The sequence below is a fragment of the Streptomyces sp. NPDC107550 genome (assembly GCF_055639095.1).
Window position 1 is genome coordinate 16,328 of sequence record NZ_JBVKBC010000006.1, and the last position, 24,166, is coordinate 40,493.

Genomic DNA, 24,166 nt, shown 5'->3' on the forward strand with positions numbered 1-24,166 from the left:
GGCTGCCCGGCTACCCGAAGAAGTTCCGTACGTGCTCCAGGCCCTCGGCCAGCGCGTCGATCTCGCCGGGGGTGGAGTACAGATAGAACGACGCTCGCGTGGTCGCGGGAATTCCGTAGCGCAGGCACACCGGCCGTGCGCAGTGGTGGCCGACGCGTACGGCGATGCCCTGCTCGTCGAGGACCTGGCCCACGTCGTGCGGGTGGATGTCGCCGAGCGTGAAGGAGATCGCCGCGCCCCGGTCCTCGGCCGTCGCCGGGCCGATGATGCGCAGGTCCGGGACTTCCTGGAGCTTCTTCACGGCGTACTCGGTGAGCACCTGCTCGTGCCGGTGGATGTTCTCCATGCCGAGCGCGTTCAGGTAGTCGATCGCCGCGCCGAGGCCGATGGCCTGCGAGATGGGCGGGGTGCCCGCCTCGAACTTGTGCGGCGCCGGGGCGTACGTCGAGGAGTGCATCGACACGGTCTCGATCATCTCGCCGCCGCCGAGGAACGGGGGCAGGTCCTCCAGGAGTTCCTGCCGGCCCCACAGCACGCCGATGCCGGTCGGACCGCACATCTTGTGGCCGGTGAAGGCGACGAAGTCGGCCTGCAGCGCCTGCACGTCCAGCGGCATGTGCGGGGCGGCCTGCGAGGCGTCGATCAGGACCAGGGCGCCGACCTCCTGGGCGCGGCGCACGATGGCCTCGACCGGGTTGTGGGTGCCCAGGATGTTCGACACGAGCACGAAGGAGACGATCTTCGTCTTCTCCGTGATGACCTCGTCGATGTTGCTCAGGTCGAGGCGGCCGTCGTCGGTGAGGCCGAACCACTTCAGCTTCGCGCCGGTGCGCTGCGAGAGCAGCTGCCACGGAACGATGTTGGAGTGGTGCTCCATCTCCGTGATGACGATCTCGGTCTCGTGATCGACCTTGTACGGCTCGTCGGCCCAGCCGAGCATGTTGGCGACGAGGTTGAGCGACTCCGAGGCGTTCTTCGTGAAGATCACCTCGTCGCGGCTCGGCGCGTTGATGAACGCGGCGACCTTGTCGCGCGCGCCCTCGTACAGCGCCGTGGCCTCCTCGGCCAGCACGTGCACGCCGCGGTGGACGTTGGCGTTGTGCTGCTCGTAGTACTCGTTCAGGACGTCGAGGACCTGGCGGGGCGTCTGGGAGGTCGCCGCGTTGTCCAGGTACACGAGCTTCTTGCCGTCATGGAGCACCCGGTCGAGGATCGGGAAGTCCTTGCGGATCGCCTCGGTGTCGAGGAGGCCCGGCAGCTGATGCGTCACGCAGATACGCCACCCTTCACGTACTTGTCGTAGCCCTCGGCCTCCAACTGGTCGGCCAGCTCGGCGCCGCCCGACTCGACGATCTTGCCGCCGGCGAAGACGTGCACGAAGTCGGGCTTGATGTAGCGCAGGATGCGCGTGTAGTGCGTGATCAGCAGCGTGCCGACCTCGCCGCCCTCGCGGACGCGGTTGACGCCCTCGGAGACGATGCGCAGGGCGTCGACGTCGAGGCCGGAGTCGGTCTCGTCGAGGATGGCGACCTTCGGCTTGAGCAGTTCGAGCTGGAGGATCTCGTGGCGCTTCTTCTCACCGCCGGAGAAGCCCTCGTTGACGTTGCGCTCGGCGAAGGAGGGGTCCATGGAGAGCTTCTCCATGGCCTCCTTGACCTCCTTGACCCAGGTGCGCAGCTTGGGGGCCTCGCCGCGCACGGCGGTGGCCGAGGTGCGCAGGAAGTTGGAGACGGAGACACCGGGGACCTCGACCGGGTACTGCATGGCGAGGAAGAGGCCGGCGCGGGCGCGCTCGTCGACGGACATCTCCAGGACGTCCTCGCCGTCGAGGGTGACGGTGCCGCCGGTGATCGTGTACTTGGGGTGACCCGCGAGGGAGTAGGCGAGCGTCGACTTGCCGGAGCCGTTGGGGCCCATGATGGCGTGCGTCTCGCCCTGCTTCACGGTCAGGTCGACACCCTTGAGGATCTCCTTCGTGGCGTTGTCGGCCTCGACGGTGACGTGCAGGTCTCGGATTTCAAGCGTTGCCATGGGTGCCTCAGGACTCCTGGGTGAGGGAGACGAGCACGTCGTCCCCTTCGATCTGTACGGGGTATACGGGGACGGGGCGCGTCGCGGGAAGGCCGGACGGCTTGCCGGTGCGGAGGTCGAACGCGGAGCCGTGGAGCCAGCACTCGATCTGGCAGTCCTCGACCTCGCCCTCGGAGAGGGAGACGTTCGCGTGCGAGCAGATGTCGTTGATCGCGAACACCTCGCCCTCGGTGCGGACGACCGAGACCGGCGTGCCGTCGAGTTCCACCCGCTTCGGGGTGTCCTCCTCCAGCTCGCTCAGGCCGCAGGCGCGTACGAAGGCCATCAGACGGAGGCCTCCAGCTCGGTCTCGATGCGGTCGAGGAGGCGCTCCTCGATGTCCGGCACGCCGATCTGCTGGACCAGCTCGGCGAAGAAGCCGCGGACGACGAGGCGGCGGGCCTCGGTCTGCGGGATGCCGCGGGCCATCAGGTAGAACAGCTGCTCGTCGTCGAAGCGGCCGGTCGCCGAGGCGTGGCCGGCGCCGACGATCTCGCCGGTCTCGATCTCCAGGTTGGGCACGGAGTCGACGCGGGCGCCGTCGGTGAGGACGAGGTTGCGGTTCATCTCGTACGTGTCCGTGCCCTCGGCGGCGGCCTCGATGAGGACGTCGCCGATCCACACGGCGTGCGCGTCGTCGCCCTGGAGCGCGCCCTTGTAGACGACGTTGGACTTGCAGTGCGGGGCGTTGTGGTCGACCAGGAGGCGGTGCTCCTGGTGCTGGCCCGCGTCGGTGAAGTAGAGGCCGAACAGCTCGGCCTCGCCGCCACTGGCCGCGTACCGCACGCGCGGGTGCAGGCGTACGACGTCGCCGCCGAAGGTGACGACGACGGACTTGAAGGAGGCGTCGCGGCCGAGGAGCGCGTCGTGCTGGGCGACGTGGACGGCCTTGTCGTCCCAGTCCTGCACGGACACGACGGTCAGCTTCGCGCCGTCGCCGATCAGGTACTCGACGTTGGCGGCGAGCACGGCGTCACCGGTGTGGTCGATGACGACGACGGCCTCGGCGAAGGCGCCCAGCTCGATGACCTGGTGGCCGAAGCGGGTGCCGCCCTCCCCGTGCACGGAGATGCGGATCGGCTCGGTCAGGACCGTGTCCTTGGGCACCGAGACGACGGACGCCTGCTCGAACGCGGAGAACGCCTGGGCGGCGACACGGTCGACGGGCTTGCCGGCCTTGCCGACGCGCGCGTCGTCGCGGTCCACGGTCTCGACGGTGACGCCGGCGGGGGCGTCCACGTCGACCTTGACGCCGGTGCCGCCGGCGACGGCGGTGCCGTCGTGCAGGCCGCGCAGCCGCTCCAGCGGCGTGAACCGCCACTCCTCCTCGCGGCCGTGCGGGACGGGGAAGTCCTGCACGTCGTAGGAGGGGGGCGCGCTCATCCGGGTGGCGACGGTCGACTCGGCGGCGACCGCGATGGAGCCCGCGGTCGTGGAGCCCGCAGAGAGATTCTGAGCCTCAGCCATGGCTGTCGTAGTGCTCGCTTTCGTTACGTGAGGGGCGTGACGGTCAGGGCGGTCGGTACTAGCCGACCGCGCCTTCCATCTGCAGCTCGATCAGCCGGTTGAGTTCGAGCGCGTACTCCATGGGGAGCTCCTTGGCGATCGGCTCGACGAAGCCGCGCACGATCATCGCCATGGCCTCGTCCTCGGACAGGCCGCGGCTCATGAGGTAGAAGAGCTGGTCCTCGGAGACCTTGGAGACGGTCGCCTCGTGGCCCATGGACACGTCGTCCTCGCGGACGTCCACGTACGGGTACGTGTCGGAGCGCGAGATGGTGTCGACGAGGAGCGCGTCGCACAGCACGTTCGACTTGGAGCCGGGGGCGCCCTCGCCGATCTCGATGAGGCCGCGGTAGGAGGTGCGGCCGCCGCCGCGCGCGACGGACTTCGAGACGATGTTCGACGACGTGTTCGGCGCCATGTGGACCATCTTCGCGCCGGCGTCCTGGTGCTGGCCCTCGCCCGCGAAGGCGATCGACAGCGTCTCGCCCTTGGCGTGCTCGCCCATCAGGTAGACGGCCGGGTACTTCATGGTGACCTTGGAGCCGATGTTGCCGTCGACCCACTCCATGGTCGCGCCCTCGTAGGCCACGGCACGCTTGGTGACGAGGTTGTAGACGTTGTTCGACCAGTTCTGGATCGTCGTGTAGCGGCAGCGGGCGCCCTTCTTCACGATGATCTCGACGACGGCGGAGTGCAGCGAGTCCGACTTGTAGATCGGCGCGGTGCAGCCCTCGACGTAGTGGACGTAGGCGTCCTCGTCGACGATGATCAGCGTCCGCTCGAACTGGCCCATGTTCTCCGTGTTGATACGGAAGTAGGCCTGGAGCGGGATCTCGACGTGCACGCCCTTCGGCACGTAGATGAAGGAGCCGCCGGACCACACGGCCGTGTTCAGCGCGGCGAACTTGTTGTCGCCGGCCGGGATGACCGTGCCGAAGTACTCCTTGAAGAGCTCCGGGTGCTCCTTGAGGGCGGTGTCGGTGTCGAGGAAGATGACGCCCTGCTCCTCCAGGTCCTCGCGGATCTGGTGGTAGACGACCTCGGACTCGTACTGGGCCGCGACACCGGCGACGAGGCGCTGCTTCTCCGCCTCGGGGATGCCGAGCTTGTCGTACGTGTTCTTGATGTCCTCGGGCAGGTCCTCCCAGGACTCCGCCTGCTTCTCCGTGGAGCGCACGAAGTACTTGATGTTGTCGAAGTCGATGCCCGACAGGTCCGAGCCCCAGTTCGGCATGGGCTTCTTGTCGAACAGCTTGAGGCCCTTGAGGCGGAGCTTGGTCATCCACTCCGGCTCGGACTTCTTGGCGGAGATGTCCTTGACGACGTCTTCGTTGATGCCGCGCTTGGCAGAGGCGCCGGCCTCGTCGGAGTCCGCCCAGCCGTATTCGTACTTGCCCAGGCCCTCGAGCTCAGGATGGGCAGTCTCCTCGATGGGGAGAGTCATGCGGGGTTCCTCCCGGCCGTGCTTGCAGATGCGTGTGCGGTGTGGTTCTCGGTGGCGCTCTTGGGTGCGTTCTTGGGAATGAACGTCGTGCAGACGCCGTCGCCGTGGGCGATGGTGGCCAGTCGCTGCACATGGGTGCCGAGCAGTCGGGAGAACATCTCCGTCTCCGCCTCGCAGAGCTGTGGGAACTGCTCCGCCACATGGGCGACCGGACAGTGGTGCTGGCAGAGCTGCTCACCCTGGTGCGGGAGGGGCGCGCTGCGCGCCGTAGCAGCGTACCCGTCGGCGCTGAGCGCCTTGGCGAGTGCCTGGGCGCGCTCCTCGGGGCCTGCGGCCTCGATCGCGGCCCGGTAGGGGGCGGCCTGCGCGGCGATGCGGGCGCGGGCGAACGCGACCAGCGCCTCGTCGCCGCCGGCGTGCTCCTGGATCCAGCGCAGCGCCTCGGCGGCCAGCTTGTCGTAGGACTGGTCGAAGGCGTCCCGGCCGCAGTCGGTCAGCGCGAACACCTTCGCGGGGCGCCCGCGCGTGCGCGCGCCGTAGACGCGCTGCTCGCGGGCGGCCACGACGTCGTCCGCGACGAGCGCGTCGAGGTGGCGGCGGACCGCCGCCTGGGTGAGTCCGAGGCGCGTGGCCAGATCGGCGACCGTGGACGGGCCGTGGTCCAGGATGGATCGTGCGACCCGGTTGCGCGTGGAGCGCTCTCCGGTCGCAAGCTCCTCCTGCGGGGCGCCCGTGGGTGCCTCCTGAGCCTCGCCGACGTTTTTCACAACGCCATTGTTGCGTAATTCCTCAGAGCCTGACAAGCGCGGCGGTGATCACCCCCGGGTGCACTGCGTCACTTAGGCGAACCTAACTCCAAGGGCCGTCTGACCTGCGGGAACGATCTTTGATCGATCAGAAGGGCGGCCGGGAGCGGCCGCGTCGCAGGTCAGCGGGCATACCGGCGCGGAACCGGCTGAGATCCGGCTCAGAGGTCCTCCTCGCGCTCCGGGCGCCCCATGAACCAGTACGAGCCCGCGACCAGCAGTCCGCCCCCGACGATGTTCCCCGGCACGGTGTAGGCCAGATTGCGCAACAGGTCCCCGAGACTCGCCATGTCGTCGAGCATGGCGAGCGAGAACAGCGCCATGTTCGCCACGCAGTGCTCGAAGCCGACGGCCACGAAGACCAGCACCGGGATCCACAGCACGAAGATCTTCGCGCCGTCACCCTTGGCCCGGTAGAACATCCAGATCCCGAGGCAGACCAGCAGATTGCACAGCACCGCCCGCCAGAACAGCTGCCCGCCGTCCAGGGCCTGCTTGCCGTGCACCATCTCGGCGAGCATCGCGCGGGCGGACGGCGTGTCGGTGACGCCGGACGCGTGGACCATGGCGCCGAAGAGATAGGCGCCGGCGAAGTTGCCGACGAGGGAGAGCCCCCAGCTGCCCGCGAGGTCCTTGGCGCCGGTGCGGCCGGTCAGCGCGCCGATCAGCATGACCATGACGTTGCTGGTGAACAGCTGCGCCCCGGCGAACATCACGATCGTCAGCGCGATCGGGAAGACCAGCCCTTCGAGCAGTTTCGTCGCCGCGGACCCGGCCTCGACGAACGGCGAGAGCGCGACCAGCAGCAGCACCTCCCCGATGCCGATGTAGGCGCCCGCGAGCACGGCGGAGACGAAGTAGCGCGGAGTGTGCCGCAGATCGTGCGCCTTGTGGGCCGCCTGCGCCGATGTTGCCTCTACGTTCTCCGCGATGCTGGTCACAGATCGACGCTAGGCCCGTCCGCGGCCCCGCCCGGCCGGAAAAGGTCACCAGTACGCGGGACCTGGCACCCGGCGCCGTGGGACCTGTGGCCCGCTCCTAGACTTGGCGACCATGCGAACCGAGCCCGTCGTCCACCTCACCGGCCTGGTGAAGCGGTACGGAACCAAGACCGCGGTCGACGGTCTCGACCTCACGGCGAACCCCGGCATCACGGCCGTCCTCGGCCCCAACGGCGCCGGCAAGACCACCACGATCGAGACCTGCGAGGGCTACCGCAGGCCGGACGCCGGCACGGTCCGCGTCCTCGGCCTCGACCCCGTACGGCAGGCCGCCGCGCTGCGCCCGCGCGTCGGCGTGATGCTCCAGTCCGGCGGCGTCTACTCCGGCGCCCGCGCCGACGAGATGCTGCGCCACGTCGCCAAGCTGCACGCCCACCCGCTCGACGTGGACGCCCTCATCGAACGGCTCGGTCTCGGCTCGTGCGGCCGCACGAGCTACCGGCGCCTGTCCGGCGGCCAGCAGCAGCGCCTCGCGCTCGCCATGGCCGTCGTCGGCCGCCCCGAGCTGGTCTTCCTGGACGAGCCGACCGCGGGCCTCGACCCGCAGGCCCGCCGCGCCACCTGGGACCTCGTACGGGACCTGCGGGCGGACGGCGTCTCGGTCATCCTGACGACGCACCACATGGACGAGGCCGAGGAACTCTCCGACGACGTGGCCATCGTCGACGCGGGCAAGGTCATCGCCCAGGGCTCCCCCGAGCAGTTGTGCCGCGGCGGCGCCGAGAACACCCTGCGCTTCACCGGCCGCCCCGGGCTCGACGTGGCGTCACTGCTCAAGGCGCTGCCCGCCGACAGCGCCGCCGCCGAACTCAGCCCCGGCTCCTACCGCGTCACCGGGAAGGTCGATCCGCAGCTCCTCGCCACGGTGACCTCCTGGTGCGCCCAGCACGGGGTGATGCCCGACAAGCTCTCCGTCGAGCGGCACACCCTCGAAGACGTCTTCCTCGAACTGACCGGCAAGGAGCTGCGCGGATGAGCGCCGGCACGTACGCACCGAACCCGGGGGCGGCCCCGCTGCCCCGGATGATCGCCGCGCAGGCCGTCCTGGAGACCAAGATGCTGCTGCGCAACGGTGAGCAGTTGCTCCTCACGGTCGTCATCCCGACGCTGCTCCTGGTGCTGTTCTCGTCGGTCGACATCGTCGACACCGGCACCGGCAAGGCCGTCGACTTCCTCGCGCCCGGCATCCTGGCGCTCGCGGTGATGTCCACGGCGTTCACCGGGCAGGCCATCGCCACCGGCTTCGAGCGCCGCTACGGCGTGCTGAAGCGGCTCGCCGCCTCGCCGCTGCCACGCTGGGGCCTGATGACCGCGAAGACCCTGTCGGTGCTGGTCACCGAGGTGCTCCAGGTGATCCTGCTGACGGTCATCGCGTTCGCGCTCGGCTGGTCCCCGCACGGCAACCCGCTCGCCGTGCTGCTCCTGCTCGTCCTCGGCACCGCCGCCTTCTCCGGGCTCGGCCTGCTGATGGCGGGCACCCTGAAGGCGGAGGCGACGCTGGCCGCCGCCAATCTCGTCTTCCTGCTGCTGCTGGTGGGCGGCGGGGTCATCGTGCCGCTCGACAAGTTCCCCGGCGCCGCGCAGTCGGTGCTCGGCCTGCTGCCCATCTCGGCGCTCTCCGACGGGCTGCGGGACGTGCTCCAGCACGGCGCGTCGATGCCCTGGGGCGACCTCGGCGTCCTCACGGTGTGGGCGGTCGTGGGGCTGGCCGCCGCCGGGCGGTTCTTCCGCTGGGAGTGAGGTCGGCGGAGCCGCCTCCGGCGGGGCGTTCGAGGGCGTAACGCTCGTCACAGTCAGCCCCCTTACGTCCCCCTCGTGAAGCGGTGCACAAGCGGAGTCCTACGATGGGCCCGTGCCAAACGTGACCCGCGCCGACGCCGTCCAGGCGGTACGCAACCCGCTCGCCTTCATCGCCGCTCGCTGGACCCCCGCTCAGCGGACCGTCCAGCGCGCGGCCATGTCCGCCGTGATCATGACGGTGATCATCGTCGTCACCGGCGGCGCCGTGCGCCTCACCGGGTCCGGGCTCGGCTGCCCGACCTGGCCCAAGTGCACCGACCAGTCGCTCACCGCCACCAGCGAGATGGGCTTCCACGGCGCCATCGAGTTCGGCAACCGCATGCTCACGTACGTGCTGTGCGCCGCCGTCGGCTGGGCCATCATCGCGGCGCGCTCGCAGAAGCCGTGGCGGCGCACGCTCACCCGGCTCGGCTGGGCGCAGTTCTGGATCGTCATGGGCAACGCGGTGCTCGGCGGCATCGTCGTCCTCGTGGGCCTGAACCCCTACACGGTCGCCGCCCACTTCGTGCTGACGACGGCCCTGCTGACGGTGGCCCTGGTGATGTGGCAGCGCACCCGCGAGGGCGACGGCGAGCCGCGCCCGCTGGTCGGCGCGGCCGTCAAGCAGCTGGTGTGGTTCCTGGTGGCCGCGGCGGCGCTGCTCATCGCGGTCGGCACGGTCGTGACCGGCGCGGGCCCGCACGCGGGCGACTCCAGCAAGGTCGACCGGATGCACCTGGACTGGGAGACCGTCAGCAAGCTGCACGCGGTCCTCGCCTGGGTCGTGGTGACGCTGACGTTCGCCCTGTGGTTCGTCCTCAAGGCCGTCGACGCCCCCAAGGGCCCGCTGCACCGCACCCGCGAGCTGTTCGTGATCCTGCTCGCGCAGGGTGTCATCGGGTACGTGCAGTACTTCCTGGACCTTCCCGAACTCCTCGTCGGCCTGCACATGCTGGGCTCGGCGCTGGTGTGGATCGGCGTCATGCGCGTGCTGTTCGCCTTGCGCGAGCGCCCCGACGCGGCCGTCGCGGTGCCGGGCCCTGCGGCGGAGCCGGTCGCGTCGTCCGCCTGAGCACGCGGGCCTGAGACACGCGGGCCGGCCCGGGCCCGGCGGGCGTGAGCGCTTCGGGCGCCCTCACCCCGGGCACTCGGGGCCGGCGAGCCCGTAGACCCGGCGTGCCGTCCCCTCGGCCATCATCGCGGCGACACGCTGGGCGTCGGACAGGGACCACGCGCCCTCGGCGACCCAGCCGCCGAGCACCCGCCCCAGCGCCTCCCGGAACAGCCGCGCGCCCACGACGTGCAGCTCGGGCAGGCCGTGCGCGCCGGTGGAGAACAGCAGCTTGCCGAAGGGCGCGAGTTCCAGGATCTCGGCGAGGACCGCGGCGGCCCGGGCGCCGGTGCGGGCGAGCGCCGGGCCGAGATCGGCGTACACATGCGGGAACAGGGCCGCGAGATGCGCCGCGTGCCGGTGGTACGGGTAGCCGTGCAGCAGGATCAGGTCGGTGCCGAGGCCCGCGGTGGCCCGCGCGAAGTCGGTGAGCTGGACGGGGTCGGCGCCGGTGGTGCGCAGCGCGGGCTCGCCGAGGCCCGCGTGGAGCTGGAGCGGGCGCCCGGAGGCGACGGCGGCCCACAGCACGTGCCGCAGCAGTACGGGGTCGGTGAGCGGCCCGCCGACCGCGCGCGCCGCCAGCCAGCGGCCCGCCGCGCCGCGCACCTCCCCGGGGCCCGGCGGCTCGGGCGCGAGCGCGAGGCCGTGGCGTACGCCCGCGACGGACGTGAAGGCGACGGCGGTGGAGGCCGCCGCGTGGACGGACTCGGCGAGGTTGGCGAGGAAGGACTCGACGGTCCCCGAGGTGTCGGCGATCTGCTCGGCGAGCGGTTCGAGCCGGACGATCTCGTGCGCCTCGGCGTCCCCGTCGCGGGCCATGTCCTCGGGGCCGGTGAGGTCGCCGGGCAGCCCGGTGTCGACGAGGTACGTGGTGATGCCGCTGCCGCGCAGCAGTCTGCGGGCGGCTTCCAGCGGGCCGAGTTCGCGGCGCCGGGCGAGGTAGCGGGCGGGCGCGCAGTGGGGTTCGAGGCCGAGCAGGGGCGGGCACCAGCGGCGCACGGCGAACCCGGTCTGGGTGTCGAAGAACGTGGTGCCGGGCGCGGGCGGGCCCTCGCCGCGCCCGAGGTGGGCCTCGAAGGTGCCGAGGCCCAGTTCCGCGCGGAGCACCCCGTGGCAGTGCTGGTCCACGAGGGACGGCGTTTCGATCATCCGGGCTTCCCGTCGACGGACCGTGCGTGCGCGGGCGGCCTCGACGGCCCGTCCGCGCTCCTACGGTCCTAACGGGTGAACCGGCGCCGGGTGTCGCGCGGGGGCTCCGCCCGGCACCGGCTCGTACACGTGCCCGAACCCGGGGGTGGAGGTCAGCCGCCGATCTGGATGCCGGCCATGCGCTTCCACTCGTACGGGCCGGTCTCGACCTTGGCCGCGAAGTCGCCGTCGAAGTCCTCGTGGACGGTGATGCCGGCCTTCTCGACGGCCTTCTGCGCGACCTCGTAGGTGGCGGCGACGAGGTCGCCCCAGCCGCCGTCCGCGCCGACGAGCACGATGCGCGTGCCGTGCTCCCCGATGTACGCGAGCTGCCCCTCGGCGCCGCCGTGCGCCTTGGCGAACGTGCCGATCTCCTTGGCCAGCTTGGCCGCCCGGCGCTCGTCCTTCGCCGCCCGTGCGGGCGCCTCAACCGCTTGAGTCTCTGCCATAGGCAGGATGCTACCGGCGAGTAGCCGAACAAGCGACGGGTGGGGTGCGTGGCCTGGGCCACGCACCCCACCCGTCGGGACGTCAGCGCGCGATCAGCGCAGGAAGGGGTCCACCGCGACCGCCACGAACAGCAGCGACACATAGGTGATGGACCAGTGGAACAGCCGCATCTCCTTGAGCTTGGCGCCCGTGACCTCGGCCTTCGCGCGGTTCTGGAGGCCGTGGGCCTCCCACAGCCAGAAGCCGCCCGCGAGCAGCGCGACCACCGTGTAGAACCAGCCGGTGTAGCCGAGCGGCGTCAGCAGCAGCGAGACCGCGACCATCACCCAGCTGTAGATGACGATCTGCTTGGCGACGACCTTGTTGGAGGCGATGACCGGCAGCATCGGCACGCCCACGCGCGCGTAGTCCTCCTTGACCTTCATGGACAGCGGCCAGTAGTGCGGCGGCGTCCAGAAGAACATCACGAGGAAGAGGATGACCGGCGCCCACGACATCGAGTTCGTCACCGAGGACCAGCCGATGAGGACCGGCAGACAGCCCGCGATGCCGCCCCAGACGATGTTCTGCGAGGTGCGGCGCTTGAGGATCATCGTGTAGACGATCACGTAGAACAGCAGCGCGCCCAGCGACAGCCAGGCCGACAGCCAGTTGACCGCGAAGCCGAACAGGAGCGTGGAGATCACGGCGAGCGAGATGCCGAAGACCAGGCACTCGCGGGGGCTCACCATGCCGGTGACCAGGGGGCGCTGCGACGTACGGTCCATGAGGGCGTCGATGTCGCGGTCGTACCACATGTTGAGCGCGTTGGCGCCGCCCGCGGACAGGTAGCCGCCGACGCAGGTGACGAGCACCAGCCACAGGTCGGGTACACCCTGCTGGGCCAGGAACATCACCGGAACGGTGGTGATCAGCAGCAGTTCGATGATCCGCGGCTTGGTCAGCGCCACGAACGCCTTGACGCGGGCCCCGGGCGAGCGCCGGTCCTGGCCGCTGTTCGCCTCCGGCTCCCCCAGCGACCGAACGGCCTGGGTGGGACCCCCACCCGATGGACGGGATTCGACGGCCGTCACGCACACCCCTGACAGAGACTCCAGCGAGCCCCCGGTACGGACTACTTGATGTGAAGTCCCGGTAAAAGCTCGCGCGTACCACGCCACTGTAGACGTTGCCTATACCCAGCCCTTCGCGGGGGTGGGGTCGTGTTGGGAGCGGTGCGGCGAACGACGTGACCAGGGGCGCGCGGGGCCCTCGCACAGGGGTCGCGGATGAGCCGCGAGAACCCCGGATGAGCACCCGGATGAGCGGTCTTCGCATCACCTGTCGAGCCGCCCGGATCCGCGTCAGGAGGCGGATCCGCCAGAGTCCCGGCAGTCTGGAATGACTCGAAAAAATGCACGTCCCAGGACGGGTAGGCTCGACAACGGCCGGTGAGACCGACATCACCGGCATTCGACATGTGGAGAGGAGCCCTGACTCAGGGTGAGCACCAAGCCGACCACCACAGACCTCGAGTGGACCGAAGTGGACCAGCGGGCCGTTGACACCGCACGCGTCCTGGCCGCCGACGCCGTACAGAAGGTCGGCAACGGCCATCCCGGTACGGCGATGAGCCTGGCCCCCGCCGCGTACACCCTCTTCCAGAAGGTGATGCGCCATGACCCGGCCGACGCCGACTGGGTCGGACGGGACCGCTTCGTCCTGTCCGCGGGCCACTCGTCCCTGACCCTCTACATCCAGCTCTACCTGGCCGGCTTCGGCCTGGAGCTGGACGACCTCAAGGCGTTCCGCACCTGGGGCTCGAAGACGCCGGGCCACCCGGAGTACGGGCACACCACGGGCGTCGAGACGACGACGGGCCCGCTCGGGCAGGGCGTCGCCAACGCCGTGGGCATGGCGATGGCCGCCCGCTACGAGCGCGGCCTGTTCGACCCCGACGCCGCCTTGGGCACCTCCCCCTTCGACCACTTCGTGTACGCCATCGCCGGCGACGGCTGCCTCCAGGAGGGCATCTCCGCCGAGGCGTCCTCCCTCGCCGGCCACCAGCAGCTCGGCAACCTGATCCTGCTGTGGGACGACAACCACATCTCGATCGAGGGCGACACCGAGACCGCCGTCTCCGAGGACACGGTCAAGCGGTACGAGGCGTACGGCTGGCACGTGCAGCGCGTCGAGCCCAAGGCCGACGGCGACCTCGACCACGAGGCGATCTACGCGGCCATCCAGGCGGCCAAGAAGGTCACGGACAAGCCGTCCTTCATCGCCATGCGCTCGATCATCGCCTGGCCCGCCCCGAACGCGCAGAACACCGAGGCCGCGCACGGCTCGGCGCTCGGCGACGAGGAGGTCGCGGCCACCAAGCGCGTCCTCGGCTTCGACCCGGAGAAGTCCTTCGACGTCTCCGACGAGGTCATCTCCCACACCCGCGAGGCCCTGGACCGGGGCGCGCAGGCGAAGGCCGAGTGGGAGAAGTCGTTCCAGGAGTGGCGCACCGCCAACCCGGAGCGCGCCGCCGCCTTCGACCGGATCAACGCGGGCGAGCTGCCCGAGGGCTGGGAGGAGAAGCTCCCCGTCTTCGAGACCGGCAAGGGCGTCGCCACGCGCGCCGCGTCCGGGAAGGTGCTCCAGGCGCTCGGCGCGGTCATCCCCGAGCTGTGGGGCGGCTCCGCCGACCTCGCCGGGTCGAACAACACGACGATCGACAAGACGTCGTCGTTCCTGCCGGCGGGCAACCCGCTGCCCGAGGCCGACCCGTACGGGCGAACGATCCACTTCGGCATCCGCGAGCACTCGATGGCCGCCGAGATGAACGGGATCGCGCTGCACGGCCACACCCGTATCTACGGCGGCACGTTCCTCGTCTTCTCCGACTACATGCGCAACGCGGTACGCCTGTCCGCGCTGATGCACCTGCCGGTGACGTACGTGTGGACGCACGACTCGGTCGGTCTCGGCGAGGACGGCCCCACCCACCAGCCGGTCGAGCACCTCGCCTCGCTGCGTGCGATCCCCGGCCTGAACGTCGTGCGCCCGGCCGACGCCAACGAGACGGCCATCGCCTGGCGCGAGATCCTGCGCCGCGGCAAGAAGGAGTACGGCGCCTCCAAGCCGCACGGCCTGGTGCTGACCCGGCAGGGCGTGCCGACGTACGACCCGAACGAGGACACCGTCAAGGGCGGTTACGTGCTCGTCGAGGCGTCCAAGGCGACGCCGGACCTCATCCTGATCGCCACCGGTTCCGAGGTGCAGCTCGCCGTCGAGGCGCGCGAGACGCTGGAGGCGGAGGGTGTCGCCACGCGCGTGGTGTCGATGCCGTCGGTCGAGTGGTTCGAGGAGCAGGACCAGGGGTACCGGGACAGCGTCCTGCCGCCCTCGGTGAAGGCGCGGGTGGCGGTCGAGGCCGGCATCGGGCTCACCTGGCACCGGTTCGTCGGGGACGCGGGCCGGATCGTCTCGCTGGAGCACTTCGGTGCCTCGGCGGACGGCAAGGTCCTCTTCCGCGAGTTCGGTTTCACCGCCGAGAACGTCGTGGCCAAGGCGCGGGAATCCCTCGCCGCCGCCCAGCGCTGACGCCCGTATACGACACGTAGGAGATGCAATTTCCATGACAGACGCACTCAAGCGCCTCTCCGAGGAGGGCGTCGCGATCTGGCTGGACGACCTGTCGCGCAAGCGGATCACGTCCGGCAACCTCGCGGAACTGATCGACCAGCAGCACGTCGTGGGTGTCACCACCAACCCGTCGATCTTCCAGAAGGCGATCTCCCAGGGCGACGGTTACGACCAGCAGCTCTCCGACCTCGCCGCCCGCAAGGTCACCGTCGAAGAGGCCATCCGCATGATCACGACGGCGGACGTCCGGGACGCCGCCGACATCCTGCGCCCGGTCTTCGACGCGACCGGCGGCCAGGACGGGCGGGTGTCGATCGAGGTCGACCCACGGCTCGCCCACGACACCAAGGCGACGGTCGCCGAGGCCAAGCAGCTCGCCTGGCTGGTGGACCGCCCCAACACGCTCATCAAGATCCCGGCGACCGAGGCGGGCCTGCCCGCGATCACCGAGACGATCGCCCGGGGCATCAGCGTCAACGTCACGCTGATCTTCTCCCTGGAGCGCTACCGCGCGGTGATGGACGCCTACCTCGCGGGTCTGGAGAAGGCCAAGGCCGCGGGCCTGGACCTGTCCAAGATCCACTCGGTGGCGTCGTTCTTCGTGTCCCGCGTGGACACCGAGATCGACAAGCGGATCGACGCGCTCGGCACCGAGGACGCCAAGGCCGCCCGCGGCAAGGCCGCCCTGGCCAACGCGCGGCTCGCCTACGAGGCGTACGAGGAGGTCTTCTCCTCCGACCGCTGGGCCGCGCTCGACAAGGCGCAGGCCAACCGCCAGCGCCCGCTGTGGGCCTCGACGGGCGTCAAGGACAAGGCGTACAAGGACACCCTGTACGTCGACGACCTCGTCGCCCCGGGCACGGTGAACACCATGCCGGAGGCCACCCTGGAGGCGACCGCCGACCACGGGCAGATCACCGGCAACACGATCGCGGGCACGTACGACCAGGCCCGCGCGGACCTGGAGGCCGTCGAGAAGCTCGGCATCTCCTACGACGAGGTCGTGCGGCTGCTGGAGGACGAGGGCGTCGAGAAGTTCGAGGCGGCCTGGACCGACCTGCTCAAGTCGACCGAGGCGGAGCTCAAGCGCCTCGCCCCTTCGGAGGGCTGATCCCTTGACCGCACACGGAGCCAATCCGCTCCGTGACCCGGCGGACCGACGGCTCCCGCGTATCGCGGGGCCGTCGGGTCTGGTGATCTTCGGTGTCACGGGCGACCTTTCGCGCAAGAAGCTGATGCCTGCCGTGTACGACCTCGCCAACCGGGGTCTGCTCCCGCCGGGCTTCTCGCTGATCGGGTTCGCCCGGCGCGAGTGGCAGGACGAGGACTTCGCGCAGGAGGTCCACGACGCGGTCAAGCAGCACGCGCGCACGCCGTTTCGTGAGGAGGTCTGGCAACAGCTCATCCAGGGGATGCGCTTCGTCCAGGGCAACTTCGACGACGACGAGGCGTTCGAGCAGCTGAAGGCGACGATCAACGACCTGGACAAGTCGCAGGGCACGGGCGGGAACTTCGCGTTCTACCTCTCCGTACCGCCCAAGTTCTTCCCGCAGGTCGTGCAGCAGCTCAAGAAGCACGGGCTCGCGGACGCGCCGCAGGGGTCCTGGCGGCGCGCGGTCATCGAGAAGCCGTTCGGCCACGATCTGGAGTCGGCCCGCGAGCTGAACGCGATCGTGCACGAGGTCTTCGACCCGGACCAGGTCTTCCGGATCGACCACTACCTCGGCAAGGAGACCGTCCAGAACATCCTGGCGCTCCGCTTCGCCAACCAGATGTTCGAGCCGATCTGGAACCGCTCGTACGTCGACCATGTGCAGATCACCATGGCCGAGGACATCGGCATCGGCGGCCGCGCGGGCTACTACGACGGCATCGGCGCGGCCCGTGACGTCATCCAGAACCACCTGCTCCAGCTCATGGCGCTGACCGCGATGGAGGAGCCCGCCTCCTTCGACGCGGACGCGCTCGTCGCGGAGAAGGCCAAGGTGCTCGGCGCGGTGCGGCTGCCCAAGGAACTGGGCCTGGAGACCGTACGCGGTCAGTACGCGGCCGGGTGGCAGGGCGGCGAGAAGGCCGTCGGCTACCTCCAGGAAGAGGGCATCGACCCCAAGTCGAAGACCGACACGTACGCGGCGATCAAGCTGGAGGTGGACAACCGCCGCTGGGCGGGCGTCCCCTTCTACCTGCGCACCGGCAAGCGGCTCGGCCGCCGCGTCACCGAGATCGCCGTCGTCTTCCAGCGCGCCCCGCACTCCCCCTTCGACCACACGGCGACGGAGGAGCTCGGCCAGAACGCGATCGTGATCCGCGTCCAGCCGGACGAGGGCATCACGGTCCGCTTCGGCTCGAAGGTGCCGGGCACGTCGATGGAGATCCGGGATGTCTCGATGGACTTCGCGTACGGCGAGTCGTTCACCGAGTCGAGCCCGGAGGCGTACGAGCGGCTGATCCTGGACGTTCTGCTGGGTGACGCCAACCTCTTCCCGCGGACGGAGGAGGTCGAGCTGTCCTGGAAGATCCTCGACCCGATCGAGCGCTACTGGGACACGCACGGCTCGCCCGCGCAGTACCCGTCCGGCACGTGGGGGCCCGCCGAGGCGGACAAGATGCTCGCACGAGACGGACGGAGCTGGCGCCGGCCATGAAGATCGACCTCACGGACACCACCTCCAGCAAGATCAACAAGGCGCTGGTGCAGGGCCGCAGGGCCATCGGCACCCCGGCCGTCGGCATGGTGCTCACCCTCGTCATCGTCACCGACGAGGAGAACGCCTACGACGCCCTGAAGGCGGCCAACGAGGCGTCGCGCGAGCACCCCTCGCGCACCCTCGTCGTCATCAAGCGCGTCTCCCGCACCCCGCGCGACCGCACCACCTCGCGGCTCGACGCGGAGGTGCGGGTGGGCGCCGAGGCGGGCACCGGCGAGACCGTCGTGCTCCGCCTGTACGGCGAGGTCGTCAACCACGCCCAGTCGGTCGTCCTGCCGCTGCTGCTGCCGGACGCCCCGACAGTGGTGTGGTGGCCCGTGGACGCCCCGCTGGACCCCGCGCAGGACCCGCTGGGCGCCTTGGCCCAGCGCCGCGTCACGGACACGTACGCGGCCGAGCAGCCGACGCACGAGCTGGAGGCCCGCGCGGCGTCCTACTCCCCCGGCGACACGGACCTCGCGTGGACCCGGATCACGCCGTGGCGCTCGATGCTGGCCGCCGCGCTCGACCAGGTGCCCTGTGACGTCACGGGCGTCGAGGTCGAGGGCGAGGAGTTCAACCCGAGCTGCGAACTGCTGGCGATGTGGCTCGCGGACCGGCTGGACGTCCCCGTGCGGCGCACCCTGTCGGCGGGCCCCGGCCTGACCGGCGTCCGCATGGAGTCGACGTGCGGCGCGATCGTCCTCGACCGCGCCGACGGCACCCTCGCCACGCTCTCCATCGAGGGCCAGCCGGACCGCGCGGTGGCGCTCAAGCGCCGCGAGACGTCCGAGCTGATCGCAGAGGAGCTGCGGCGCCTGGACCCCGACGACACCTACGCGGCCGCGCTGCGCTACGGGGTGGACCGCCTCGGCGAGCCCGTCGCGCAGGGCACCGCGATGCCGGAGTCGGTGGAGCAGGCGGCGTCGGCGGCACCCACGGCGGCGCCCGCGCAGAAAACCGCGGCCAGGAAGGCACCGGCGAAGAAGGCGCCCGCGAAGACCGCGCAGCCCGCGTCGGGCGCCAAGAGCGGGCAGGCGGGGCAGACCGCCAAGGCCGCGAAGAAGGCACCGGCGAAGCGGGCCACCGGCAAGAAGGCCCCGACGAAGTGAGTGCACACAGGTGAGTGCAGACACGTGAGTGCAGACAGGTGAGTGCAGACAAGTGAGCGCAGCACCCCAACTGGTCGTCCACCGGGACAAGGAGCTGATGGCGCAGGCCGCCGCGGCACGGCTGATCACCAAGATCGTCGATGCCCAGGCCGCCCGCGGCACCGCCTCCGTCGTCCTGACCGGCGGCCGCAACGGCAACGGCCTCCTCGCCGCGCTCAGCGCGGCGCCGGCCCGGGACGCGGTCGACTGGGGCCGCCTGGACCTGTGGTGGGGCGACGAGCGGTTCCTTCCGGACGGCGACCCCGAGCGCAACTACACGCAGGCCCGCGAGGCGCTGCTCGACTCGGTGCCGCTCGACCCCGCGCGCGTGCACCCCATGCCCGCCTCGGACGGCCCGTACGAGGCGGACGCGGCGGCCGAGGTGTACGCGGCGGAGCTGGCGGCGGCGGCCGGGCCCGAGGACCACGGCCCGGTGCCGACGTTCGACGTGCTGATGCTGGGCGTCGGCCCGGACACGCATGTCGCCTCGCTCTTCCCGGAGCTTCCGGCGGTGCGCGAGAGCGAGCGGACGGTCGTCGGGGTGCACGGCGCTCCGAAGCCCCCGCCCACCCGCATCACCCTGACGCTGCCGGCGATCCGCTCGGCGCGTGAGGTGTGGCTGCTCGCGGCGGGCGAGGACAAGGCGCGGGCCGCGGCCATCGCCCTGTCGGGCGCGGGCGAGATCCAGGCCCCGGCGGCGGGCGCGTACGGCCGCTCCCGGACGCTGTGGCTGCTCGACACGGCCGCCGCCTCCCAGCTCCCGCCGGAGCTGTACCCCCCGGCCATCGCCTGACCGGCACGCACGCGCGCGTAGGGCCCCGTTTCCGTCCGGGCGGACGGAAACGGGGCCCTACGCGTGCGCGGGCACGCGATAGTCGCTGCCGTCCTTCTCCCGTACGAGGAGGCCGTCGACCACACAGTGGCGGCGCAGGGCGGCGGTGTCGTCGTGGACGGTGCGCAGCGCCTCGTTGACCTCGCGCTCGCTGTAGGTGCGCGCGGTGTCGAAGAGGGTGTCGGTGAGGTGCACGAGCAGGTCGTGGCGGACCGAGGGGCGCACCGGGATCGCGGTGAGCCGGCCGCCCGCGAAGAATCCGGCGAGACGGCGGGGGATGCCGGTGCCGGGCTGTTCGGCGGTGCGGTGGCGGCGGAAGACCTCGGGCCCCGCGCGCAGGGAGCCCTCCTCGGTGCGCTCCACGAGCCCGGTGGAGATCAGCTTGCCCAGGTGTTTGCGGGCGGCCGGGGAGTCGGCCTCGGCGGGTGGGAGGTCGTCGAGGACGATACGGGCGTACAGCCTGAGCCTCTCGGGATCGGAGAGCGCTGACATGAGCGGGTCCACGGGGCCTCCCGGCTGGATGACGGACCGGCAGTCTCGCCCGCCGGGTGGCTCGCGCGCACCCCAATAAGAGATTTGGCCCCGCGGGCGGACCGGTGGCGGCCCGCCCGCGGGCGGGCGTCAACGTCCGCGCAGCTCGCGGTATTTCGCCACGAGTGCCGTGGTCGAGGGGTCGAGGCCGGGGACGTCGGCGCCTTCGGTGAGGGCGGGTTCGACGCGCTTGGCGAGGACCTTGCCGAGTTCGACGCCCCACTGGTCGAAGGAGTCGATGTTCCACACGGCGCCCTGTACGAACACCTTGTGCTCGTAGAGGGCGACGAGCTGGCCGAGGACGGACGGGGTCAGCTCGCGCGCGAGGATCGTCGTCGTCGGGTGGTCGCCCTTGAACGTCTTGTGCGGGACCAGCTCTTCCGGGACGCCCTCGGCGCGGACCTCGTCGGGCGTCTTGCCGAAGGCGAGCGCCTGCGTCTGCGCGAAGAAGTTCGCCATGAGCAGGTCGTGCTGCGGCACGAGTCCGGGCTGGAGGTCGGCGACCGGCTCGGCGAACCCGATGAAGTCGGCGGGGATCAGCTTGGTGCCCTGGTGGATGAGCTGGTAGTAGGCGTGCTGCCCATTGGTCCCTGGGGTGCCCCAGACGACCGGGCCCGTCTGCCAGCGGACCTCTTCGCCGTCGCGCTGTACGTACTTGCCGTTCGACTCCATGTCGAGCTGCTGCAAGTACGCCGTGAACTTCGACAGGTAGTGACTGTAGGGCAGTACGGCGTGCGACTGGGCGTCGTGGAAGTTGCCGTACCAGATGCCGAGGAGGCCCATCAGGAGCGGCACGTTGGCCTCGGCGGGCGCGGTACGGAAGTGCTCGTCCACGAGGTGGAAGCCGTCGAGCATCTCACGGAAGCGCTCGGGCCCGATGGCGATCATCAGGGAGAGGCCGATCGCGGAGTCATACGAATAACGTCCGCCGACCCAGTCCCAGAACTCGAACATGTTGGCCGTGTCGATGCCGAACTCCTCGACCTTCTCGGCATTGGTCGACAGGGCCACGAAGTGCTTGGCGACGGCCTCCTGACCGGCCCTCAGGCCGGTGAGCAGCCAACTGCGCGCGGAGGTGGCGTTGGTGATCGTCTCGATGGTCGTGAAAGTCTTCGAGGCGATGACGAACAGCGTCTCGGCCGGGTCGAGGTCGCGGACGGCCTCGTGCAGATCGGCGCCGTCCACGTTGGAGACGAAGCGGACGGTGAGGTCGCGGTCGGTGAAGGAGCGCAGCACCTCGTAGGCCATCGCGGGGCCGAGGTCGGAACCGCCGATGCCGATGTTGACGACGTTCTTGACGCGCTTGCCGGTGTGGCCGAGCCAGGCCCCGGAGCGCACCTGGTCGGCGAAGCCGGCCATCTTGTCGAGGACGGCGTGCACCTTCGGCACGACGTTCTCGCCGTCCACCTCGATCACCGCGTCACGCGGGGCGCGCAGCGCGGTGTGCAGGACGGCCCGGTCCTCGGTCGTGTTGATCTTCTCGCCGCGGAACATGGCGTCCCGCAGGCCGAACACGTCCCGCGCGGCGGCCAGCTCGCGCAGCAGCCGCAGCGTCTCGCCCGTGATCAGGTGCTTGGAGTAGTCGATGTGGAGGTCGCCGACCTGGAGCGTCATGCCGGTCCCGCGCTCCGGGTCGGCGGCGAACAGCTCCCGCAGCCGCACGTCCCCGAGGGTCTCCCGGTGCTTGGCCAGCGCCTGCCATTCGGGCGTCCGGTCGAGCCGCGCGCGGCCTGCCGTTCCTGCTTCGAACGCGTTCATCTGGGAACTTCAGCTCTCTCTCGTACGAGCGTACGTACCTGTGCCCCGCCGTTGCGTCCAACCTAATTGATCAGCGGCCGGTATGAGAGGTCTGTCCGGTCCGCCCGGGGAAGGGCCGGGCGGCCGGGGCAGGCTGCTTGGGGGCGCACGCCTGCGGGAGGACAGGGCTGCCGCGAGGCGGGCGGCCCGGGCGTCAGTGGCCGCCGCGGTGCAGGCGGCCCGCGTAGTGGTCCTCCAGGCGGGCGTTGCGCTCGAAGCCGCCGGGGAGGTTGGCGGAGACGTAGACGGGCGGCTCGTGGCCCTCGGCGAGCAGCAGCGCGACGGCCTCGGCGACGACCATCTGCACGAGGAGCGCGGAGGTCAGCGTGGAGACGCCGCAGAGCCGGGCGCCGTCCGGCAGCGGCAGGATCGCGTCGCCCGCGGGCGCGCAGTTGTCGAGCACGGCGTCGGCCAGGTCCGCGAGGCGGCTACCGCTCGGGTGCAGGGCGGGGACGGCGCGGGTGTGCTCCAGCGAGGTGAGCGCGACGAGCGGGTGGCCGTTCTCCTTGACGTGCAGGGCCATGTCGACGATGGAGTTGTTGACGCCGGAGTTCGAGATGATCACGAACAGGTCCTGCGGGCGGGGCGCGCTCAGCTCGTACAGGCGCGCGGCGAGGCCGGGGCGGCGCTCCAGGAGCGGGTCGTCGAGCACGGCGGGGTCCTCGCCGCCGCGCAGCACGAGGTCGTGCAGGGCGATCCGGGTGGTGGGCACGAGCCCGCCGGCCCGTCCGGCGATCTCCAGCGCCGTGGCCTGCGAGTGGCCGGTGCCGAAGGCGTGCACGACGCCGTCGGCGGCGACACAGTCCGCGACGAGCCGGGCCGCCGCGGCGACGCCGTCCTTGTTCACGGCGACGGCCCGCTCGACGCGCTCGCGCGCCTCGTCCGCCATCCGCTCGGCACCGATCGTCGTCGCTTCGGCCATGACTCCCCCTGGTGGACGTGATGTGTGGTGACGCGAGCTGTTGACTGATTCCGGTTGGTTCATTCAACTCAACGCCCGATAACCGAAAGAGTGAACCAGTACCCGGGTCCCGTCAAGAGCCCGCCGGGCCCGCGTCCCCGCTCAGCAGCCGGGCCAGCGCCACCGCGCCGCGCGTCCCGTCCGGTACGGCGGTGCCGCGCAGCCCGAGCGGCTCGACGGCGGCGAACAGGCGTGGGGCGAGCGGCCCTTCGGGCCCGACGAGACCGCCGGTGACCATCAGCGGCTCCCCCGGCTCGGGCGCCAACGCGGCGACGCTGCCCGCCAGTTCCCGTGCCGCCTCGTCCAGGAGATCCAGGGCGGCCGGATCGCCGAGCCCCGCCGCCCGCACGGCCAGGGGGCTCAACTCCGCGAGGACCAGCGGCCGCTGCCGGTACGCCCAGGCGGCCACCGCCTGCTTGAGCCGATGCCGGGCCTGCCAGTCGAGCCCCGGGTCCGCCCGGCCGGGCGCCGCGCGCTCCAGCACGAGGGTGACCAGCGGGCCCCACGCGGCGCGGCCGTCCACGGCACGCAGGGCGAGGCGCAGCGCCTGCCGGCCGAGCCAGAAGCCGCTGCCGGTGTCGCCGAGCAGCCAGCCGTCGCCGTCGACCACGCGTGTCGTGCGCCGCGCCGTGACGCGGGCGGCGACGGCGCCGGTCCCGGCGATCAGCACGAGCCCGTCGGCGGGCGCCCCGGGCCCGGCGGCGCAGGCCACTTCGACGTCCCCGTGGACGGCGAGCGCGGCGCCGGACATGCCGAGCCCGGCGAGGGCCTCGACGAGCGGCGCCTCGGCGATGCTGCGGGCCCCGGCACCGGCTCCCCCGCCGCCCTCTCCGCCGTCCTCTCCGGCACCGACTCCCCCGCTGCCCTCTCCGGCACCCCCGCCACCGCCGCCCCCGCCCGCGAAGCCGCCGACGACCGCCGCCACCCGGGCCCGCGCGTCCGGCGGCACCGCGTCCGCGACGGCCCGCGAGAGGTGCCGTACGAGCCGGGTGTGATCGACGCTGAGCGCGTTGCCGGGGCCGCCGTGACCGACGCCGACGAGCCGCCCGTCCGCGTCCTCGCAGCGGGCCCGCACCCGGGTGCCGCCGGCGTCGATGCCGACGACGAGAGGGGCGCGGAAGGGACCGAACGATTCAGTGAGCACGCCGCATGATGATTGATAGATTCACCCCGGGACAACACCCCGGCAGACCCAACAGCCCCCGACCCGCCCCCGGCACCGCCCCGGGCCCGCGCCCCC

The 24,166-nt window shown here is 71.1% G+C and carries 22 protein-coding genes; 8 read left to right on the top strand and 14 right to left on the bottom strand.

Annotated elements, in window-relative coordinates:
• Positions 1-10: 10 nt before the first annotated feature.
• The 7 genes from ACZ7LY_RS10765 to ACZ7LY_RS10795 all read right to left on the bottom strand — a co-directional run bounded on the left by ACZ7LY_RS10765 (position 11) and on the right by ACZ7LY_RS10795 (position 6,767).
• Complete coding sequence (locus ACZ7LY_RS10765) at positions 11-1,270, bottom strand: cysteine desulfurase (protein WP_471624189.1); 1,260 nt, start codon at positions 1,268-1,270, stop codon at positions 11-13.
• Entirely contained in the window at positions 1,267-2,031 is a 765-nt protein-coding gene (gene sufC, locus ACZ7LY_RS10770) for a Fe-S cluster assembly ATPase SufC (protein ID WP_471624190.1), read from the bottom strand. The genes ACZ7LY_RS10765 and sufC overlap by 4 nt, the downstream gene beginning before the upstream one ends.
• Before the next feature lie 7 nt (positions 2,032-2,038).
• Positions 2,039-2,356: a bifunctional 3-phenylpropionate/cinnamic acid dioxygenase ferredoxin subunit gene (locus ACZ7LY_RS10775; RefSeq protein WP_471624191.1), complete on the bottom strand. Its 318-nt coding sequence runs from the start codon at positions 2,354-2,356 to the stop codon at positions 2,039-2,041.
• Positions 2,356-3,537, bottom strand: coding sequence for a Fe-S cluster assembly protein SufD (sufD, locus tag ACZ7LY_RS10780; protein ID WP_471624192.1), 1,182 nt, complete (start codon positions 3,535-3,537; stop codon positions 2,356-2,358). The genes ACZ7LY_RS10775 and sufD overlap by 1 nt, the downstream gene beginning before the upstream one ends.
• 58 nt (positions 3,538-3,595) lie before the next feature.
• Positions 3,596-5,020 carry a Fe-S cluster assembly protein SufB gene (gene sufB, locus ACZ7LY_RS10785; protein WP_471624193.1) on the bottom strand — a complete coding sequence of 475 codons (1,425 nt, stop codon included), beginning with the start codon at positions 5,018-5,020 and terminating at the stop codon, positions 3,596-3,598.
• The gene (locus ACZ7LY_RS10790) at positions 5,017-5,787 is read right to left on the bottom strand and encodes a helix-turn-helix transcriptional regulator (RefSeq protein WP_471624194.1); all 771 of its coding nucleotides are present in this window, start codon (positions 5,785-5,787) and stop codon (positions 5,017-5,019) included. Before ACZ7LY_RS10790 ends, sufB begins: the two co-directional genes overlap by 4 nt.
• A 200-nt stretch (positions 5,788-5,987) precedes the next feature.
• Entirely contained in the window at positions 5,988-6,767 is a 780-nt protein-coding gene (locus ACZ7LY_RS10795; RefSeq protein ID WP_471624195.1) for a formate/nitrite transporter family protein, read from the bottom strand.
• Positions 6,768-6,879: 112 nt separating this feature from the next.
• On the opposite strand from ACZ7LY_RS10795, the gene ACZ7LY_RS10800 reads away from it, so the two are divergent.
• The 3 genes from ACZ7LY_RS10800 (at position 6,880) to ACZ7LY_RS10810 (ending at position 9,678) form a co-directional block, all read left to right on the top strand.
• Positions 6,880-7,803 carry an ABC transporter ATP-binding protein gene (locus tag ACZ7LY_RS10800; RefSeq protein ID WP_471624196.1) on the top strand — a complete coding sequence of 308 codons (924 nt, stop codon included), beginning with the start codon at positions 6,880-6,882 and terminating at the stop codon, positions 7,801-7,803.
• Positions 7,800-8,567: an ABC transporter permease gene (locus ACZ7LY_RS10805; protein ID WP_471624197.1), complete on the top strand. Its 768-nt coding sequence runs from the start codon at positions 7,800-7,802 to the stop codon at positions 8,565-8,567. The genes ACZ7LY_RS10800 and ACZ7LY_RS10805 overlap by 4 nt, the downstream gene beginning before the upstream one ends.
• A gap of 112 nt (positions 8,568-8,679) precedes the next feature.
• A complete protein-coding gene (locus ACZ7LY_RS10810) occupies positions 8,680-9,678 on the top strand; it encodes a COX15/CtaA family protein (RefSeq protein WP_471624198.1) in 999 nt (332 codons plus the stop codon).
• Positions 9,679-9,741: 63 nt separating this feature from the next.
• Here ACZ7LY_RS10810 and ACZ7LY_RS10815 read toward each other — a convergent pair whose 3' ends face one another.
• From ACZ7LY_RS10815 to ACZ7LY_RS10825, 3 genes are all read right to left on the bottom strand, one after another.
• Complete coding sequence (locus ACZ7LY_RS10815; protein WP_471624199.1) at positions 9,742-10,866, bottom strand: amidohydrolase family protein; 1,125 nt, start codon at positions 10,864-10,866, stop codon at positions 9,742-9,744.
• A gap of 152 nt (positions 10,867-11,018) precedes the next feature.
• Complete coding sequence (locus tag ACZ7LY_RS10820; protein WP_471624200.1) at positions 11,019-11,354, bottom strand: hypothetical protein; 336 nt, start codon at positions 11,352-11,354, stop codon at positions 11,019-11,021.
• A gap of 93 nt (positions 11,355-11,447) precedes the next feature.
• Complete coding sequence (locus tag ACZ7LY_RS10825; protein ID WP_471624201.1) at positions 11,448-12,434, bottom strand: heme o synthase; 987 nt, start codon at positions 12,432-12,434, stop codon at positions 11,448-11,450.
• Positions 12,435-12,837: 403 nt separating this feature from the next.
• On the opposite strand from ACZ7LY_RS10825, the gene tkt reads away from it, so the two are divergent.
• The 5 genes from tkt to pgl are packed head-to-tail and all read left to right on the top strand — an operon-like array spanning position 12,838 to position 19,598.
• A complete protein-coding gene (gene tkt, locus ACZ7LY_RS10830) occupies positions 12,838-14,925 on the top strand; it encodes a transketolase (protein ID WP_471624202.1) in 2,088 nt (695 codons plus the stop codon).
• Between the two features lie 34 nt (positions 14,926-14,959).
• On the top strand, positions 14,960-16,078 hold the full coding sequence (tal, locus tag ACZ7LY_RS10835) for a transaldolase (RefSeq protein ID WP_471624203.1): 1,119 nt from the start codon (positions 14,960-14,962) through the stop codon (positions 16,076-16,078).
• A 4-nt stretch (positions 16,079-16,082) separates the two neighbouring features.
• The gene (gene zwf / locus ACZ7LY_RS10840) at positions 16,083-17,612 is read left to right on the top strand and encodes a glucose-6-phosphate dehydrogenase (RefSeq protein ID WP_471624204.1); all 1,530 of its coding nucleotides are present in this window, start codon (positions 16,083-16,085) and stop codon (positions 17,610-17,612) included.
• Complete coding sequence (gene opcA, locus ACZ7LY_RS10845) at positions 17,609-18,766, top strand: glucose-6-phosphate dehydrogenase assembly protein OpcA (protein WP_471624205.1); 1,158 nt, start codon at positions 17,609-17,611, stop codon at positions 18,764-18,766. The genes zwf and opcA overlap by 4 nt, the downstream gene beginning before the upstream one ends.
• Before the next feature lie 52 nt (positions 18,767-18,818).
• Positions 18,819-19,598: a 6-phosphogluconolactonase gene (gene pgl / locus ACZ7LY_RS10850; protein WP_471624206.1), complete on the top strand. Its 780-nt coding sequence runs from the start codon at positions 18,819-18,821 to the stop codon at positions 19,596-19,598.
• 57 nt (positions 19,599-19,655) lie between these two features.
• On the opposite strand, the gene ACZ7LY_RS10855 is transcribed toward pgl, so the two are convergent.
• The 4 genes from ACZ7LY_RS10855 to ACZ7LY_RS10870 form a co-directional block, all read right to left on the bottom strand.
• Positions 19,656-20,129: a DUF2087 domain-containing protein gene (locus ACZ7LY_RS10855; protein WP_471624207.1), complete on the bottom strand. Its 474-nt coding sequence runs from the start codon at positions 20,127-20,129 to the stop codon at positions 19,656-19,658.
• Between the two features lie 129 nt (positions 20,130-20,258).
• The gene (gene pgi, locus ACZ7LY_RS10860) at positions 20,259-21,926 is read right to left on the bottom strand and encodes a glucose-6-phosphate isomerase (protein ID WP_471624208.1); all 1,668 of its coding nucleotides are present in this window, start codon (positions 21,924-21,926) and stop codon (positions 20,259-20,261) included.
• 193 nt (positions 21,927-22,119) lie between these two features.
• Entirely contained in the window at positions 22,120-22,854 is a 735-nt protein-coding gene (locus ACZ7LY_RS10865; protein ID WP_471624442.1) for a sugar isomerase domain-containing protein, read from the bottom strand.
• A 145-nt stretch (positions 22,855-22,999) separates the two neighbouring features.
• Positions 23,000-24,070: an N-acetylglucosamine kinase gene (locus ACZ7LY_RS10870; RefSeq protein ID WP_471624209.1), complete on the bottom strand. Its 1,071-nt coding sequence runs from the start codon at positions 24,068-24,070 to the stop codon at positions 23,000-23,002.
• Positions 24,071-24,166 lie beyond the last annotated feature (96 nt).